Here is a 17284-nt window from a genome sequence, read left to right on the forward strand (position 1 = left end):
GAACGCCGAGCCATCGACCGGGGTGCCGCACCCCGGTCGATGGCTCTACCCTGGTAGTCGACCTCTGACCTCTGGGACAGCAAGTACACCATTCCGCTCCTGCAACCCCTGTCAGGAGCCTCAAGGGAATCGCTCTGGAGCGCGATTCCCTTTTTCCATTACCGTGACAAACATTTGCGGCGTCGCGATGCGGTGGTAAGGTTGTCATTCACCCGCAGGCAAGGACGAGAATGATGACATTCACGCTGAAATCCCTGGGTTTGCTGTTGGGCCTGTTACCCGCCGCGGCATTGGCCGCGGATGAGACAGGCATGCTCGATTATCTGGAGCGGGAGCAGGCGCGCTTTGCCGGTATCGCCGATGCCATTTGGGAGCAGGCGGAACTGGGCTATCTGGAGACCGAGAGTTCGGGCTTGCTGCAGGAGACCCTGGCGGCGGAGGGCTTTGCCATTGAGGCGGGCGTTGCGGGCCTGCCCACGGCGTTTGTCGCCAGCTACGGCTCGGGCGAGCCGGTGATCGGCTTGCTGGCGGAGTTTGATGCGCTGCCCGGTATTTCCCAGACCGCAGCCCCGCACCGCGAAGAAGACCCCGACAAGCACAGTGCCCATGCCTGCGGCCACCATCTGTTCGGTGCCGGTTCCACCGCCGCGGCGATCGCGGTCCGGCACTGGATGGAGGACAACGGGATAGAGGGCACACTGCGGCTGTATGGCACGCCGGCAGAGGAGGGGGGCTCGGGCAAGGTATATATGGTGCGGGCCGGTCTGTTTGCCGATGTTGATGCGGTGCTGGTGTGGCATCCCTCTGACCGCAATGCCGCCAACCCTGCGACAACCCTGGCCAACAAGTCTGCCAAATTCCGCTTCCGCGGTATTTCATCCCACGCGGCAGTAGCACCGGAGCGGGGGCGGTCCGCGCTCGACGGGGTTGAGGCGATGAACCTGATGGCCAACATGATGCGCGAGCACATGCCTCAGGAATCGCGCATGCACTATGTGATCACCAGTGGCGGCTCCGCCCCCAATGTGGTTCCCGATTTTGCCGAGGTGTTCTACTACCTGCGTCATCCCCAGGCCAGTGAACTGGAACAACTGTGGGAGCGGCTGGTTGCCACCGCCGAGGGCGCGGCCCAGGGCACCGGCACCGAGATGGATTTCGAGGTCATCCATGGCAACCACAGTGTCCTGCCCAATGAAACGCTGGCACAGGCGATGTATGCCAACCTGAACCAGGTCGGCGGGGTCGAGTACGACATCGAGGATCTGGCCTATGCCCGTGAACTTGCGAAATCCCTGCAGGGTAACGCCGACGATCTTGCTGCTGCGGCGGCGCGTATCGAACCGATGGAACTGGAACAGGGCATGGGTTCCACCGATGTAGGCGATGTCAGCTGGCAGGTCCCGACGACGGAGCTGCGGGCCGCGACCTGGGTTCCCGGTACTGCGCCCCATACCTGGCAGGCGGTCGCCGCCGGCGGCACCGCGATCGGCAGCAAGGGGATGATGGTGGCCGCCAAGTCCATGGCCCTGACCGCGGCCGACCTGTTCCAGGACCCAGAACTGGTGCGCGCGGCGCAGCGGGAATTCCTCCAGCGCCGGGGCGAGGATTTTGAATATCGCGCGCTGCTGGGCGATCGCGAACCGCCGCTGGATTACCGGCGGTGATCAGCAGCTCGCTCCGACAGCAGGTCGACGTGCTGCGAGGGTGCTTTCGAGACCGTATGCGACATGGATGCGCGGGGCCGCCTAGGCATCCGAGCCCCCAGGGAGAGCCCACCCCCGCTTTATCGGGTGCGGGTTTAGAGCCTGCCCCATGAGCGTAGCGAGTGCTTTGGGTACGGCGTGTCTCGAAAGCACCCTCGCAGGATGCCGACCGTGCTACGAAGTCCCAAAAACTCTAAAGTACCTGCCATAATTGGTACCGGGCCAGGCGCTGGGACATGATCGCCGTATGCGGCCGGCTCTCTCCAACAGACCGAAGATAGTTACAATGGCAACTATCCATCCCGCTCGCTATACTCGCAGTTTTCTCACGCCCCAAGGTTGCCATGAGTCACACCCTGAGCCTGGATCATTTCCTGCCTTACCGCTGCAATAACCTCGCCCAGAAAATCAGCCTGTCCCTGTCGCGAATCTATGTGGATCGCTTCGGTATCACCATCCCGGAGTGGCGGGTACTGGTTACTCTGGCCAAATACGGTGAGCGCCAGGCCAAGCAGGTCGGCGAGTTGACCAGCATGGACAAGGTGCGGGTGTCGCGGGCCGTGGCCGGTCTGCAACAGCGCGGCCTGCTGCTGCGCCGCCCCTGCAGTCGCGACAGCCGCGCCGCCTGGCTGTGCCTGAGCGATGCCGGGGAGAGCCTGTATCAGCGCATTGAGCCCCAGGCCCTGGCCTGGGAGGCGGAGCTGCTGGAACCGCTGTCAGGGGAGGAACGGGAGGCCCTGTTCGGGCTTATTGACAAGCTGGAACTGCGTCTGGAAACGCTCGAACAACCTGGATCGCCGGCAAGCTGACCGGCGTGTTCAGGTCTATCGCTGTGCTGGATGCACAGTGCAATGCCCGCGAACCGGTACAGGGGCATATCCTCCACTGGCGCGAGCAGGGCTGAGCCGGTCTCGCCGCTGGGCCGCGCCGGTACCCTGGCCGTGAAATCATCCTGATGGCTCAGGGCTCAGGGCTCAGGGCTCAGGGCTCAGGGCTCAGGGCTCAGGGCTCAGGGCCCAGGGTGGCTTGCTATCGTCTGTTGACTGATATCGCTGCCCTGCGCATTGCTGACTTCCAGCGTGACGGTGATGGCGCAGTCGCGCTGTGGCAGGTTGAAGGCTGCGGCGCGCTCGGCGGCGCCCACCAGCGTGGGGGTGGAACCGCAGTCGCTGGTCAGCGACCAGGCAAAGCGCTCGGCGAAGTCACTGCTTGAGGCGTCGAGCCGGACGCTGTCTCCCGTTCGTGGGGAGTCATTGACCGTGCCGCTGGCCGGGTCGATCGCGGTGACGGCGAAGCGGGCCAGGGGCCGGCCGGGACGGCGCGTGGAATCCAGGCCCAGGCGCGCAGCCAGGGTGGCAGCGGCGGAGCTGCCGTTGTTGAAGTCCACCCAGAAGCGGTCGTAAGTGAGGCGGGCCAGCGGCATACTGCCGCTGTCGAAGACAAAGGGCAGCAGCGACGCATTGTCCATCAGTTCAGCCGCGGTCTCGAAATTCTTCGCCAGGTTATCGGTTTGGGTGTGACAGCTGCGGCAGTGCTTGGCGAACACCTCGTGATACAGGGGCTCCTCGCCGCGCCAGCCGCACTGGACGAAGCTGCCGTCGAAGGTCTGGTCGGGCAGCTGAGTGATGGTGGCGGGCATGGGGTCGGAGCCGTCCGGCTCGCAGGGACCGGCGTCGCGGTAGGCACCGTACCAGCCGTGGATCAGCTTGATCGAGGCCGCAAACCGTTCCGGTCGGGCCTGGTAGGTGGCCAGAACAGCTTCATTCATCGCCCTGATCGGCTGTTGCTGGCTGGCCCGTGAATTGCGCTGCCGCTGCTCTTCGGTGAGCCGGCTGTAGTCGCTGGTGATGGCGGGATCGTCATCGGCGAACAGCAGGGCGTCCATGTCCCAGGGGATGAAGCTGCTTTCCAGGTGGGCCAGTTGGAAGCGGCGCGCCTCGTCCAGTCCATCAATTTCCGCCAGCGGGATGGCGGACAGGTCGGGTACGGAGCCCCGATGGCAGGCGACGCAGACGCCGGGCACGAAGCGCTCGCCGCGGCCATCGAAGTTCATGCTCCGTGCCAGCACGTCCTCGCCGGTGGTCTGGTCCGGCACAAAGGCGTAAAACTTGACCAGCTTGTCGCCGTGGCAGCCGTGGTCCAGCGGGCTGTATTCCATCGCCACCGTGGCGAAGCGATTGCGCCCCTGGAGCGCGGTCTCCAGGGTCGGGTAGTTATTGACATAGGAGTAGACATTGCCGCAGTCCCGGTCCCTCCGCAGGTACATCTCGCGCCCGAAACCCAGGTCATAATTGTTGTTGTAGTTGGCGTGTGCCACCCCGGGCTGGTCCCGGGGGTCGGCCTGAAACCCAGCGCGTGCCTTCCACTGGGCCAGCGTCGGCGGCGCGTCGATCAGCGCGTAGTATTTGTTGGCGGAATCCAGCGATTCCAGCCCTGGCCTGCTGTGCAGGGAGTCCACCGCCACCAGGCCGCTGTCGATCACCCCGTTGACCGTGGCCAAAAGCTCCCGGCTGCTGCCGTCGGCGGTCAGGGCCAGGACCCGGGCATTGCGGTCGAAGGATTCCAGTACCACGCGCAGGTAGATGCCGGCCCGGTCGATCTGGTCCGGCTCCAGGCGCAGATCGCGATCGGCCTCTGCCTCGTAGTGACGGTTGATCTCATCGGCGTCCAGCGTGGGCAGCCGCCGCAGGAAGCGCGGATTGGCGGGGCTGTCAGCGATGGCCCCTGCGCCGCTCGCCTGCTGTGGCCACTGGCCGCGGATGGTCTCGGAACTGATCAGCCGCTGCCTCGGATCGCCATTGCGGTCCGGCCAGCGGGCCACGGTGTCCAGCCGCAGCACAAACTCGCCGGCACCGGCTTCCCCCGGCTCTCTGCCCACTACCAGCGCATATTGATAGAGGGCGGGTTCGGTCACCTTCAGGCGCAGGAACAGGTCGGCATCGGCCACAGGTTCCACCCGGACATTGACCCGATCGGTGCTGCTTTCGTTTTCGGAGTCGGTGACGGTAAGTTCGAAGCTCAACGTGGTTGGAGCCGTAACGGCGGGCACGGAGAATGCTCTTGAATTGGCGGTGCGTTCGACCAGGTCGACGCGAACACCGGAATCGTCCACCTGGCGCCAGCTGAACGTCAGGATGGGATCGTCGTAGCCCTCGCTGTCCTTGCCGGTAAGCAGCACCTCAGCGCCGGCCCGGGCGTTGACCGTGCCGGTCGTGCTGGCCGAGGCACCGACCAGCTGGGCCATGGCTTCAGGCTTGGCGTCGGCCTGCTTGCCCACTTCGCTGCCACCACCCCCCCGCAGGCCTGCAGGATCAATAGTGCGATCAGAATGCCGGCCCTGCGCCGCAGGGTGCCACAGGGGCTCTCGGCGGAGGTTTCAGAAGTGACGGTGCCGGCAAAGACCGCTTCAGAATTCATAGCGCAGACCCACGCTGAACACCTCATGAGAGAAATATTCCAGCGCCTGCACCGAGCGCCAGGCGACAAAGCCCTGCAGGCCGCCAGAGATGGCATCGTCGGGGCCGCGCTGGCGTGCACCCCGCAGCACGGCGGACACTCCGGCCGACACTACATAGTACTGCGGGTCCTGCGCATCGGTGGGCACCAGAAATTCCAGGGACCGGTCATCAGTACTGCCGGTGGCTGCATCGTAGCGGGCGCTGATGTCCCTGCTGTCCGCCTCGAACTGGCGGTGCCACTGCACGTCGAGGTAGGGCGTGAATACCCCGAAGCGCGGGGTCAGCGTGTACTGCGCGCGAAGCCCCACGACCGTTTCCAGGGAACGTATGTCCTGCTGGGCCACGGCCAGTTCAAAGCCGTCGTTGTTGATGTCCGCTTCGGTGAAGCCGTCAACGGTGGTGTCTGTATAGTCGACTTTGAGATAGGGCTCGACCGCCAGCGCGGCGAACCTGAAGCCGTAGCCGACAGTCGCGTTCCAGGACCAGGACTGGCTGTCGGTGGTACTGACAGTGCTGGTGTTCACGCTGGCGACATCGGGGTTCAGCGAAGGGTACTTGATGGCGCGGTCGGTCTCGAACTCCATTGTCTGCCAGCCTGCAGCGAGGCTGACATAGAGTGTGTCCGAGTGAAACAGGCCAAAGGCCAGCAGGCTGTAGCCGGTGGAACTGATGCCGCCATCGACGACATACTGATCCACCAACTCGAAGTCGATTTCGCGCTCACTGCTACCGGCGATAAGCCCGGCTACCCAGCGGTTACCTATACGGTAATCCAGCCCGGCAGACAATTCATGGCCATCAAAGTCGAAGGCATCCTCGTTGCCCGTGGCCTGGCGGTCGCCATAGCCGTAGCTGGCCGTCAGGAAGCCGCCCCAGGGCGCGTAGACCTCGCCGGCAGCGTCGGCACTGGCACCCATGCCGCGTGCAGCGGCGGGCAGCCCGGCCACCAGCTCACGGTCCGGCGCCAGGCCGCCGAGCTGGAAACCGCTGGCGCCGCTGCGCAGAGCGGCCATGCGCGTGGCCAGTCCCGACAGCTGTCCACTGACAAAATCCGCGTTGAGGGATTCCTGGGCGGAAAATTCCTCGCCGGCAGTCCAGCGCAGGGCAGTGCCCAGGCCCTGCAGATCCACCCCGAGGCTGAATTCGGTCGGCCCCCGGCCCGTCAGTTCATTGGCCGTCTCGACCAACTCGCGGGTACTGGCAAAGACGTTGAAGACATTGCCGGAACAACTGCCCTGCGAGCGGCGTTGGCGCGGATCGCAGGGACCGCCATTGGTCATCAGCAGAGCGTCGTAGGTGGCCTGGTTGGCCACGGCCGCGGACTCTTCCACGGCGTTGTCGAACTGGCCCTGCAGGGTCAGCAGTGAGGCGTGGGCACTGCCGCAGGCAAGCGTCAATGCCGCCAGCATTACGCTTCGATGAATACGTATTGCAACAGTTGTATTTGTACTGAAGTCCCCGCCACAGCTGTGGTGGTTACCGCCATTGTGGCGCACTGGATCTGCGTCCATGGGTGTCTCACATTGCCCCTTCCCCCGGCGCGAAATTTCCGTTCGCACCGCCCAGCGCGCAGAGTAGAGGATCGTCCGCCGAAATTCCACGGCCAGCGGGAGCAAATCGCTAAACTGTGAGCCATTTCCGATATGCGCTCCGGTCCGTTGCGCAGGTACCGACGCGGACCGGGGCCGACGGCGGCCGGCAGGATGCTGCGGCCCGGTATTACGCGGCGGGGGTGGGAGCGCTGCGCTCACCTGCGACCCAGGTGGCACGTGGCATCAACTTGTCATCGAGCAGCAGGAAGTCGGCGCGGCAGCCCGGCGCTATGCGCCCCAGCCGCGGCTGCTCCAGGAAGTCGGCCGGGTAGCGCGATGCCATGCGCAGGCATTCTGCCAGCGGCAGACCCACCTCCTGCCGGCAGAAGCGCACGGCTTCCAGCAGGCTGATGGTGCTGCCCGCCAGCACGCCGGCACTGTTGCGCAGCTGCCCGTTGCAGCGCTCGATATGCTCGCCGTAGAGCTGAAAGCCGGGATCGTCACTGCCTACTGTGGCCATGGCATCGCTCACCAGCAACAGTTTGCCCTGCGCGACGCTGCGCTGGGCGATACGAATGCTGGCCGGGTGAACATGATGACCATCGGCGATAATCCCCAGCCAGCAGTGCTGGCTATCCAGGGCGGCGCCGGTCACGCCGGGCTCCCTTGCGGTGAGTGCACTCATGGCGTTGAACAGATGGGTGAAACCGCGCAGCCCCTCCTGCTGGGCGAGCTGCATCCGGGCGTAGCTGGCATTGCTGTGACCGGCGCAGACCTTGATTCCGGCCGCGGTCAGCTGACGTATCTGGCCCGGCTGCATCTGTTCCGGCGCCAGGGTCAGCACACAGGGCAGGTCTCCCAGACTGCACAGCCAGTCGATGTCGGCGGCCTCCGGGGCGCGCAGCCTGTCCTCCCGGTGAGTGCCGCGGCGAGCCGCAGCGAAAAAAGGGCCTTCCAGGTGAATGCCCAGGATGTCGGCGGCGCCATCCCGCCGCGCCTCGCGGACGGCGGCCACCCCCGCGCGCATCACTTCGGGACTATCGCTGAGCAGGGTGGGCAGCAACGCGGTGGTGCCGAGGTGGCGGTGGCTGGCGGCGATCTGCCTGACAGTGTCGGCAGTGGGAGCATTGTTGAACAGCAGGCCGCCGCCCCCGTTCACCTGCAGGTCGATGAGCCCCGGTACCAGCAGGCCATCGGCGATGGTTTCCCGTGGCACCTGGCGCGGCAATTCGGCGGCTGGCATAACCCCAACAACGGTGGAGGCCGCCAGCAGCACCGCACAGTCGTATTGCCAGGTTTCACCGTCGAACAGGGTGGCGGCACAGACAGCGCTGTCCGGGGAAGGCGGCGTCATCGCTTCAATCCGCGGGCAGCTGCGCGTCGAAGAAACGCACCAGGTTTCCGCCCATGACCTTGCGGATATCCTGCGGGCTGATGCCTGCGTCCAGCAGGGCCTGGGTGAGTGTGGCCAGCTCCGAGCTGTCGAACGGGACGCTGACAGCGCCGTCGAAGTCCGAGCCCAGCGCGAGGTGATCGGCTCCAACCAGCGCGATGCCGTAGCGGATGGCCGCTGCGATGCCGGCAGGACTGGCGTCGCACACCGCGGCCTCCCAGAAACCGACCCCGATCAGGCCGCCGCCGGCGGCGATGGCCTGCATGAGTTCGTCACTGATATTTCGCTGGCTGGGGCAGTGACCCTGGAAGCCGCTGTGGCTGAGCAGTAGGGGGGTCTCGTCTCGGGCCAGTACATCCCTGACCACCTGCTCGGAGGAGTGGGCGACGTCGATAATGATTCCCAGCGATCGCATCTGATCCACCGCCTGCTCGCCAAAGGCTGTCAATCCCTGGCCGCTCTCTCCGTGCAGCGATCCGCCCAGGGCATTGTCGAAGAAGTGGTGCAGTCCCATGACGCGGTAGCCGTGCTCATGAAGACCGCGGATATTGTCCAGCTCGCCGTCCAGCGCGTGGGAGCCCTCGGTGCCGAGGATGCCACCGACCAGTGCCGCACCCTGCTGCCGGGCCTGCAGTAACTGACGCAGCTGCTGCCGGTTGGTGATTACCTGCAAGTCCCGGGGCGCCCGTTCGGCAAACCTGTGCAAGCGTCTTGCCTGGTACAGCGCCCGCTGGTAACGGCTGGTCCAGGTGGCCACCGGCCAGGCCTGGGCGAGGGCCAACAGGGTAATGTTGTCGCGGCTGTCGCGGGCATTCTGGCCGTAATTCAGGCCGGCGGGCGACTGCGTAACCGCGGTGAACACCTGCAGCGCGACGTTCCCCGCCTGCAGGCGGGGAATATCGACGTGTCCCCGGCTACTGTGCCGCAGCAGGTTGCGACGCCACAGCAGGCTGTCCGCGTGCAGGTCGCCGACCACCAGCTTGCTGTGCAGCCTGGAGGCCGCGGGGCCAACTGCCGCGGCCTCGTGGGACAGAGTGATGTTCATGCTCCGTTCCAGCAACGCCGGCACAATATTGATCCACAAAACTGCCAGCAACAGAAGTAATGCCAGGGTCAGGCCAATCTTGTAGCTTCGCACGTCCGCGTTCCTGTTCCAGGTCAGATCGCCGTCTCACGGAGCCGGGTCAGGGCAAGCCTACCGCAGTGCTGCGCCGCGGGCCAGCCCGGCCGCTGCCCGCTTGGCGCATCGCTGCCAGGGGACCCGCAGCACGATTGCAGGTTTTGGTTGCCAGCGGCTGGGGGGGCATGGTATCTAGGGCCTGTTCACACTATTCACATAGCCCCTGCTGGCGACCAGTTTGCCGCCCAGCAAGGCAGAAGGAGCGCCGTGTAGTGGCTCTACATAAGCGACTGATAACGCGGCTGGGCGGCAAACTGGCCCCAGCCCTTCGGGTTGCGGCTAAAACCGCGCCATTCGGCGTTGCTCGTCGCTCATTTGGAGTGACCAAACCACGCTCCTCGCGCCTTGACTGGCGCGGTTTTAGCCACAACAGGGGCTATGTGAATAGTGTGAACAGGCCCTAGGAGTCTGCCCGGCAGACTCCTGCGGGTTTCATGACCACGGTCCGCGGTCTGCGTGCCGCCCACTGTGTCAGGCCCTGTGCGCCCACCAGACGAGCATCCGCCCTATGCATAAAACCATTGTTGTCGTGGATGGCGAAGATCACCAGTTGGCCAGTGAACACCTGGAGGTGGTCTCCTTCGAACGCTATCTCAACGATTATCCCAAGCGCAATGAACCCAAGACCCGGCTGATCAATCTCTGCGACACTGAGTACTATCTCAGCCGGGGTTATTATTGTTCGTTGCTGGCCGAAGCCCGCCAGCACAAGGTGCTGCCCAGCGTAAGCACTATCAATGACCTGCGCGCGCTGTCGGCGGGGGCCGATGACGGACTCAATCTGGCCGCCTTTGCCGCGGAGTTCGACCGGGAGGGGGAAGCGGAATTCCTGGCGTATTTTGGCTGGGCCGAAGATGAACGCTGGACCAAACTGACACGCCGCATGTTCGAGCGCTATCCAGCCCCTATTCTGTGGTTCCGCCTGTCCTCGGAGGATGGCCAGTTGCAGCTCACGGTCAGGCGCCATGGCTACAACCGGCTGGACGCGGCCCAGCGGCAACGGTTCGGAGAACGCCTGGTCCTGTTTACCGAGCAGGTCTGGCGCAACTCGGACGCGCGCAAGCAGTTGCGCTGGGACCTCGCGATCCTGGTCAATCCCGACGAGGCCATACCGCCAAGCGACGCCGAGGCGATCAAGCGCTTCATCAAGGCGGCGGCGAAGGTGGGAATGCATGCGGAGACCATCACCGCGGCTCAGGCGTCCCAGATCGCCCAGTACGATGCGCTGTTCATTCGCGAAACCACGGCGATAGACCATCACACCTACCGCTTGGCCCGCAAGGCCGAGCGCGAAGGCTTGGTGGTGATAGATGATTCGGCCTCCATTCTGCGCTGCTGCAACAAGGTATTCCTGCACGACGCCTTCAGCTACCACCGGGTACCGTCACTGAAAACCCGTACTGTGATTGGTGTGTCCGAGGCCGAGCTGGACGAGATCGAAGCCCAGTTCAGCTACCCCTGTGTATTGAAAATGCCCGAGGGGTCCTTTTCCAAGGGGATCTACAAGGTAGCGGACCGGGCGGAACTGAAGTCCCGCCTGCAGGAGCTGCTCAGCGATACTGCATTGGTACTGGTGCAGGAGTACATGTACACAGACTTTGACTGGCGGGTGGGGGTGCTGGCCGGCCGCGCCATTTATGCCTGCCGCTATCACATGGCGCGGGATCACTGGCAGATCTACAATCACGGTGCCAAGCGGTTCGCTTCCGGTGGCTATGAAACCCTGCCCACCTTTGAGGTGCCCAAGGTGGTGCTGGACGCGGCCCTCAAGGCCAGCCGGGTTGTGGGGAAGGGCTGTACGGCGTCGATATCAAGCAGAAGGGACACCAGGTCTATGTGATGGAGGTCAATGACAACCCCAGCATTGAGCACCGGGTCGAGGATGCGTATCTGGGCAAGGAGCTGTACATGCTGATCATGGCAGAGTTCTACCAGCGCCTGGAACAGCGGGGCCGCTGATGAAACACAGCTGATAAGCTGCCACGCAGGATTGGACGTCGCCCTGGCCGCCGGGCTACCCTTGATCGTGCCAGCTGCGGCGGTGGGGGTGATGCGGGCGCGGGGATGGCGGATCATAAGGAGAAACAAGCAGTGAATACACACCAGGCAGATGATCTTGCCAGTTTTCTGGCAGGCGTAGAGCGGCGCAACCCGGGCGAGCCGGAATTCCTCCAGGCGGTCCAGGAAGTGGCAATGCACATCATTCCGTATATCGGGGACAAACCTGTGTATAAGGAGCTGATGATCCTTGAACGGATGACCGAGCCGGACCGGATCGTAACGTTTCGGGTGGTTTGGGAAGACGATCAGGGTAACGTGCGGGTCAACCGCGGTTTCCGGGTTCAGCAAAACAATGCGATCGGACCCTACAAGGGTGGCATTCGCTTCCACCCCTCGGTGAACCAGTCGGTGCTGAAGTTTCTGGCCTTCGAGCAGGTTTTCAAGAACAGCCTGACCGGACTGCCCCTGGGCGGCGGCAAGGGTGGCGCCGATTTCAACCCCAAGGGCAAGAGCGACCGCGAGGTGATGCGTTTTTGCCAGGCCTTCATGACCGAGCTGAGCAAGCATATTGGTCCCGACACCGATGTGCCGGCCGGGGACATTGGCGTGGGCGCGCGGGAAGTAGGCTACATGTTTGGCCAGTACAAGAGGCTGCTGAATCGATTCGAGGGCGTACTTACCGGCAAGGCGCTGGAGTTCGGCGGCAGCCGCATTCGCACCGAGGCCACCGGCTATGGCTGCGTCTACATGATGGAGGAGATGCTGGCGCATCATGGCGAGAGTATCGAGGGCCGCAGCTGCGTAGTGTCCGGCTCGGGCAATGTGGCGACCTTCTGTGCCGAGAAGTTGATAGAACTCGGCGCCAGGGTATTGACACTGTCTGATTCCGGCGGCTTTATCTATGACGCCGAGGGCATCACCCGGGACAAACTGCAGTGGGTGATGGAACTCAAGAATAAACGCCGCGGGCGCATCGAGGAGTATGTGGGGGAATTCGGTGGCGAGTTCTTTGCAAACGAGCGCCCCTGGGGTGTGCCATGTGAGCTGGCGTTTCCCTGTGCCACCCAGAACGAGATCGAGGCGGCGGATGCGGAAAAGCTGATCGCCAACAATTGCCGTGGCATTGCCGAGGGAGCCAACATGCCGGCGACGCCCGAGGCCATCCATGTTATCCAGGCCAGAAATTCCCTGCTGCACGCCCCATCCAAGGCGGCCAACGCCGGCGGCGTCGCGGTGTCCGGTCTGGAAATGAGTCAGAACAGCTTGCGCATGCAATGGACCCGCGAAGAGGTGGATCAGCATCTGCGCAAGATCATCCGCGCCATCCACGACCAGTGCGTGGAATTTGGTACTGCAGCGGACGGCCATATCGATTACTTCAAGGGTGCCAATATTGCGGGCTTCAACAAGGTCGCATCGGCGATGATTGCCTACGGCGTCATGTAGCCGGACGTCCCGCCCCGGTGCGCAGCTGCCGGGGCTGCCCTCCCCGGTTGTCCTGTTGGCCATGATCGTGCGGGAGGAACGGTTTTAGCGTTGTGCAGGATTGGCTCCCTGCCACTGAGGTCTGGGTCACACTTTCGGCTGGGTATTGTTTGCCAAGCCCTATCCTGCATGCTTATATGCAGATGTATTGACCTTCATCACTGGATACAGGCTTGCTTTTATGCCCACAGTCGCGAGGCACTGGATCGCCGGTATCCTGCCATTCACGCTGGCGGGCCTGGTAATTACGGGCGGACTCGCGGCGACGTTGCTGCTGTGGGATCACGAGCGCAAGCGCGAGCGGGAACTGGTCGAAGCCGCGTTTGCCGTCGAAGTTGGGCAGGTGGTCACGAACCTGGTGGGCAAGCTCAATGCCTATACCGTGGTGATGCGGGGCCTGCAGGGTTTCTTCCAGGGCTCGGATGAGGTCAGCTATATTGAATTCCTGCGCTATATCCGGGCGCTGGATGTGACTTCGGAGCTCGCCGGTGTTCAGGGGCTGGGCTGGGTGGTGCCGGTGACGCGCGGGCAGTTGCCACAACATCTGGCTGCCATACGGGCGCAATTGCCGGTACCCTACGAAATTCATCCTGCTTCGCAGCGTGAGTTGCTCGCCCCGATCATCTATTTGGAGCCACTGGCGGAGGAGAATCTCAATGCCGTTGGTTTTGATGTGTTCTCAAATCCCGTGGCCCGGGCTGCCGCCGAGCAGGCCCGCGATAGCGGGGAAATGGTGATAACCGGCGCGCTGTCGCTGGTACAGGACATTGACAGTTCCCCCTCGCCATCCTTTGTCATGTATCTGCCGGTCTATCGCAGCGGGAGGATTCCCGCGACAGTGGCCGGGCGCCGCGAGGCACTTCTTGGCTGGGTCGATGTGCCGTTCCGCATGGCCGACCTGCTTGCCAGCCTGCGGGCGGAAATCGACCCGGACATCGGTCTGGAAGTGCGCGACGGGGCGCCCGGTGAAGCTGCCGGCCTGCTCTATTCCACTGACATGGAGCGCCAGCAGTCACGCAGCGCAGAGGGCGAGCTGGAAACGCAGCTAGAGATCGAGATCGGCGGGCGCAGCTGGACACTCTCGCTGTTCACGGTGCCGGGCGTTTACCGCGGCGAGACGCTGCCCGCTCGCTCGTCGTTGATGCTGCCTGCCGGCAGCTCCCTCAGTCTCGCTCTGGGCCTGCTGGTTTTTGTCATCGCCAAGAGCCGGGATCGCAGCGAGCGCAGGGCGGTACGGCTGGGGCATTTGTATCATGCCCAGAGTGAGATCAACCAGGCCATCGTGCGGATGGATCGGGAAGAGGAGCTGCTGCCGCTGGTCTGCCGCATGGCGGTGCAATACGGCGGCATGACGATGGCCTGGGTAGGAAAAATCGATGCCGATACCGGCCGGGTGGTGTGCATGGCCAGCTTCGGAGAGGGTACTGACTACATCCAGCCGGACATAGTCCTGACTGAGGCCGAAGAACCGGGACCGGTCGAGATCGCCTTGCAGGAAAACCGGCCGGTGATCATCAACGATTATCTGGCCGCGACAACAACCCCCTCCCGCCAGCAGTCGGCGCGGGAATACGGCTGGCGCTCGGCCGCGGCAATCCCGCTGCAACGCGGTGGCAAGGCCTTCGCGGTGCTCAAGGTTTACCATTGCAGGGCGGGCGCCTTCGACGACGATGTCACCAACCTGCTGCTGGACATGGCCGGCGACATCAGTTTCTCGCTGGACAACTTTGACCGTGAGGCCCAACGTATCGACTATGAGCAGGCCCTCAAGGAGAACGAAACCATGCTCTCCACCATTATGGAGAGTATCGGCGCCTGTATCTACCTGAAGGATGTCGAAGGACGCTACCTGTTTGCCAACCAGCAGGTGCTGGACCTGTGGGGAGTGAGCAAGGAGAAGGTGGTCGGGGCCAGCGACGACGAGTTCTTCGACTCCGTGACGGCCGCGCTGGTGCGGGAAAATGACCGCCGGGTGCTGGAAAACGGTGAAGTCGTGGAAGCGGAGGAGGTGGACACGGTACGGGAAACCGGTATCACGCGCACCTTCTGGTCAGTCAAGATTCCGATGCGCAAGGCAGATGGCACGCTCTATGGATTGTGTGGTATTTCCACGGATATTACCGAGCGCAAGCACAACCTGGAGCGTATCCGCTTCCTCAGTAATTACGATACCCTCACCGGCTTGCCCAATCGCGACCTGCTGCGGGACAAGGCGCGATTTGCGCTGGAGACGGCCAAGGCACAGGACAGTCAGGTCGCGTTGCTGTGCATCGATCTCGACCGCTTCAAATTGATCAATGATTCCCTGGGCCTGCTGGTCGGCGACCTGGTATTGAAGGCCGTGGCGCAGCGCCTGACCCGGCAGCTGCATCTGGATGCCACCCTGTGCCGCATCGGGGGCGATGAATTATTCCTGCTGCTGCCGAACCATAACCAGGAGGAGGCGGAGGCGGTTGCGCTGCGATTGCTGGAATTGATTGCCGAGCCACTGGAAGTGAAGCGGCACCGGCTGTCACTGACCGCCAGTATTGGCGTGGCCGTGTATCCTCGGCACGGCCGCGATTTCGAGCAGCTGACCCAGGCGGCGGACGCAGCACTGTTCAAGGCCAAGCAGTCCGGCAGGAACAATTTCAAGGTCTTTGCAGAGCTGATGCGGGCCCAGGCCGATGAAATCCTGTTGATAGAGCATGAGTTGCGCGATGCCCTGGCCAACGAGCATCTCAGCCTCTACTACCAGCCCCAGATCAGCATGCAGACGGGCGCGGTTACGGGTGTGGAGGCACTGCTGCGGTGGCAGCATCCGGAAATTGGTTTTATCTCTCCCTCGCGTTTTATCCCGGTCGCAGAGGAAAGTGGCTTGATTCTGGAATTGGGCAGCTGGGTGCTGCGTACTGCCGCACGGCAACAGGCGCTGTGGTGCAGCACCGGTGTACCGGTGGCCTCGATGGCAGTCAATCTCTCCGCCGGGCAGGTTTACAAGGATGGTTTTGCCGAGATGGTGGCCGGCGTGCTGGAACAGAATCAGCTGCCGCCGGCGATGCTGGACCTGGAGCTGACGGAGCGCATTGCGATGGAGCATTCCAGCAAGACGCTGACCACCCTCACCGAGCTGCAGGAGCTGGGGGTGACGCTGTCCATCGATGATTTTGGAACCGGATACTCATCGCTGAGCTATCTCAAGCGCTACCCCATCAACAAGCTGAAAATCGACAAGTCCTTTGTGGATGGCGTAGGCGACGATCCGGAAGATCAGGCCATAGTGCTTGCGATTATTGGCATTGCCCGTGCCCTGGGGTTCAGAACAGTGGCCGAAGGGGTCGAGACTGCCGCGCAATGGCAGTTCCTGCACGATCACGGCTGCGACGAGTACCAGGGCTATTATTTCAGCCGGGCGCTGCCGGTTCAGGAACTGGAAGCGCTGCTGCGCGCTCAGCCGCCAGCAGACAGCGTGGTGAGCAACAGGTAGCTGGTGTAGCCCAGGAAACAGGCTATCAGGAACCCTCCCTCCCACCGGTTGATGCGGCCCGGTGCACGACGCCGGTAGCCGAACAGGCACAGCAGCAGGGTCAGTGCCGCCATTGTCAATACATCCCGCGACAGCACTTCCGGGCCCACCGACATCGGATGTATCACCCCGGCGATGCCCACGACTGCCAGGGTATTGAACAGGTTGGAGCCGAGGATGTTGCCCAGCGCGATGTCGTGTTCACCCTTGCGGGTGGCGGCTATGGAGGAGGCCAGTTCCGGCAGGGAAGTACCGATAGCAACGACGGTCAGGCCGATGACAAGATCACTGACGCCCAAACCGGTCGCAATCTCCACCGCGCCCCACACCAGAATGCGTGAACCCGCGATCAGTAGCAGCAGGCCCACCAGCAGCCAGCTAACCGCGTGTTTGATCGGCATATGAGTGCTACTCAATTGCTGGTCAATCTCGGTGCCCAGGGTGTCGGCTCTGCCCCGCAAACCCTGCCACACAGTCCAGCCCATCAATGCTGCGAACACACCCAGCAATACCAGCGCCTCAGCGCGTGACAGATGGCCATCAACCAGCTGCCAGGCGGCCAGCGCCGTGACCGCCAGCAGCACCGGCAGTTCCTTGCGCAATACCTGGGAATGCACCGCGATGGGACTGAGCAGGGCGGTCAGGCCCAGGATCAGCGCGATATTGGTGATGTTGGAGCCGAAGGCATTGCCCAGCGCGAGCCCCGGATTGCCCTGCGAGGCCGCCAGCGCCGACACCACCATCTCCGGCGCCGAGGTGCCGAAGCCGATGATGATCATTCCTATCAGTAGCGGCGGCACGCCAAAGTGGCGCGCGGTCGCGGCGGAGCCCTCCACGAAACGATCGGCGCTCCAGACCAGCAGCGCCAGGCCAAAGACAATTGCCAATCCGGCGATCATGTGCGCTGTGGCTCCCGTTATTGTGAGGTGAAAGGCCCGGTTTACGGTGCCGGGGCCGATGGCCAGGTGCTGGCGCAGGCAGTAAACCAAGATACCGGGATGGAATCAATAGGACCTATGTCAACACG

11 protein-coding genes are annotated in these 17284 nt (G+C 63.3%); 6 read left to right on the forward strand and 5 right to left on the reverse strand.

Translation table 11 applies throughout. From position 1 onward, the window contains the following. Nucleotides 1–230 precede the first annotated feature (230 nt). Both G3T16_RS13385 and G3T16_RS13390 read left to right on the forward strand, forming a co-directional pair. A complete protein-coding gene (locus tag G3T16_RS13385; protein ID WP_197911669.1) occupies nucleotides 231–1664 on the forward strand; it encodes an amidohydrolase in 1434 nt (477 codons plus the stop codon). A 383-nt stretch (nucleotides 1665–2047) separates the two neighbouring features. Continuing rightward, on the forward strand, nucleotides 2048–2512 hold the full coding sequence (locus tag G3T16_RS13390) for a MarR family winged helix-turn-helix transcriptional regulator (protein ID WP_163495688.1): 465 nt from the start codon (nucleotides 2048–2050) through the stop codon (nucleotides 2510–2512). A gap of 200 nt (nucleotides 2513–2712) precedes the next feature. On the opposite strand, the gene G3T16_RS13395 is transcribed toward G3T16_RS13390, so the two are convergent. The 4 genes from G3T16_RS13395 to G3T16_RS13410 form a co-directional block, all read right to left on the reverse strand. Continuing rightward, entirely contained in the window at nucleotides 2713–4980 is a 2268-nt protein-coding gene (locus G3T16_RS13395; protein ID WP_163495689.1) for a PKD domain-containing protein, read from the reverse strand. A 129-nt stretch (nucleotides 4981–5109) separates the two neighbouring features. After that, nucleotides 5110–6672 carry an autotransporter outer membrane beta-barrel domain-containing protein gene (locus tag G3T16_RS13400; protein ID WP_163495690.1) on the reverse strand — a complete coding sequence of 521 codons (1563 nt, stop codon included), beginning with the start codon at nucleotides 6670–6672 and terminating at the stop codon, nucleotides 5110–5112. A 208-nt stretch (nucleotides 6673–6880) separates the two neighbouring features. Beyond that, the gene (gene nagA / locus G3T16_RS13405; RefSeq protein ID WP_163495691.1) at nucleotides 6881–8047 is read right to left on the reverse strand and encodes an N-acetylglucosamine-6-phosphate deacetylase; all 1167 of its coding nucleotides are present in this window, start codon (nucleotides 8045–8047) and stop codon (nucleotides 6881–6883) included. 4 nt (nucleotides 8048–8051) lie between these two features. Next, on the reverse strand, nucleotides 8052–9224 hold the full coding sequence (locus G3T16_RS13410) for a dipeptidase (protein WP_232059072.1): 1173 nt from the start codon (nucleotides 9222–9224) through the stop codon (nucleotides 8052–8054). A gap of 550 nt (nucleotides 9225–9774) precedes the next feature. Here G3T16_RS13410 and G3T16_RS13415 point away from each other — a divergent pair. The 4 genes from G3T16_RS13415 (at nucleotide 9775) to G3T16_RS13425 (ending at nucleotide 16218) form a co-directional block, all read left to right on the forward strand. Continuing rightward, a complete protein-coding gene (locus G3T16_RS13415; RefSeq protein ID WP_232059073.1) occupies nucleotides 9775–11106 on the forward strand; it encodes a RimK family protein in 1332 nt (443 codons plus the stop codon). Next, nucleotides 11103–11225, forward strand: a complete 123-nt coding sequence (locus G3T16_RS22505; protein ID WP_269473226.1) for a hypothetical protein — start codon at nucleotides 11103–11105, stop codon at nucleotides 11223–11225. Before G3T16_RS13415 ends, G3T16_RS22505 begins: the two co-directional genes overlap by 4 nt. A 132-nt stretch (nucleotides 11226–11357) precedes the next feature. Then, complete coding sequence (gene gdhA, locus G3T16_RS13420) at nucleotides 11358–12713, forward strand: NADP-specific glutamate dehydrogenase (RefSeq protein WP_232059074.1); 1356 nt, start codon at nucleotides 11358–11360, stop codon at nucleotides 12711–12713. Between the two features lie 220 nt (nucleotides 12714–12933). After that, nucleotides 12934–16218, forward strand: a complete 3285-nt coding sequence (locus tag G3T16_RS13425; protein WP_163495693.1) for a bifunctional diguanylate cyclase/phosphodiesterase — start codon at nucleotides 12934–12936, stop codon at nucleotides 16216–16218. Here the strand turns inward: G3T16_RS13425 and G3T16_RS13430 are convergent. Then, entirely contained in the window at nucleotides 16182–17156 is a 975-nt protein-coding gene (locus G3T16_RS13430; RefSeq protein WP_163495694.1) for a calcium/sodium antiporter, read from the reverse strand. The two genes, G3T16_RS13425 and G3T16_RS13430, sit on opposite strands and share 37 nt — an antisense overlap. Between the last annotated feature and the right edge of the window lie 128 nt (nucleotides 17157–17284).

Origin of the sequence: Kineobactrum salinum (genome assembly GCF_010669285.1) — a bacterium.
GTDB classification, from domain to species: domain Bacteria; phylum Pseudomonadota; class Gammaproteobacteria; order Pseudomonadales; family Halieaceae; genus Kineobactrum; species Kineobactrum salinum.

Excerpts from the sequence above, each read along its gene's own strand:
- G3T16_RS13385 (WP_197911669.1), top strand. The coding sequence starts at position 231 with ATGATGACATTCACGCTGAAATCCCTGGGTTTGCTGTTGGGCCTGTTA.
- G3T16_RS13390 (WP_163495688.1), top strand. The coding sequence starts at position 2,048 with ATGAGTCACACCCTGAGCCTGGATCATTTCCTGCCTTACCGCTGCAAT.
- G3T16_RS13400 (WP_163495690.1), bottom strand. The coding sequence starts at position 6,672 with ATGGACGCAGATCCAGTGCGCCACAATGGCGGTAACCACCACAGCTGT.
- nagA (WP_163495691.1), bottom strand. The coding sequence starts at position 8,047 with ATGACGCCGCCTTCCCCGGACAGCGCTGTCTGTGCCGCCACCCTGTTC.
- G3T16_RS13415 (WP_232059073.1), top strand. The coding sequence starts at position 9,775 with ATGCATAAAACCATTGTTGTCGTGGATGGCGAAGATCACCAGTTGGCC.
- G3T16_RS13425 (WP_163495693.1), top strand. The coding sequence starts at position 12,934 with ATGCCCACAGTCGCGAGGCACTGGATCGCCGGTATCCTGCCATTCACG.
- G3T16_RS13430 (WP_163495694.1), bottom strand. The coding sequence starts at position 17,156 with ATGATCGCCGGATTGGCAATTGTCTTTGGCCTGGCGCTGCTGGTCTGG.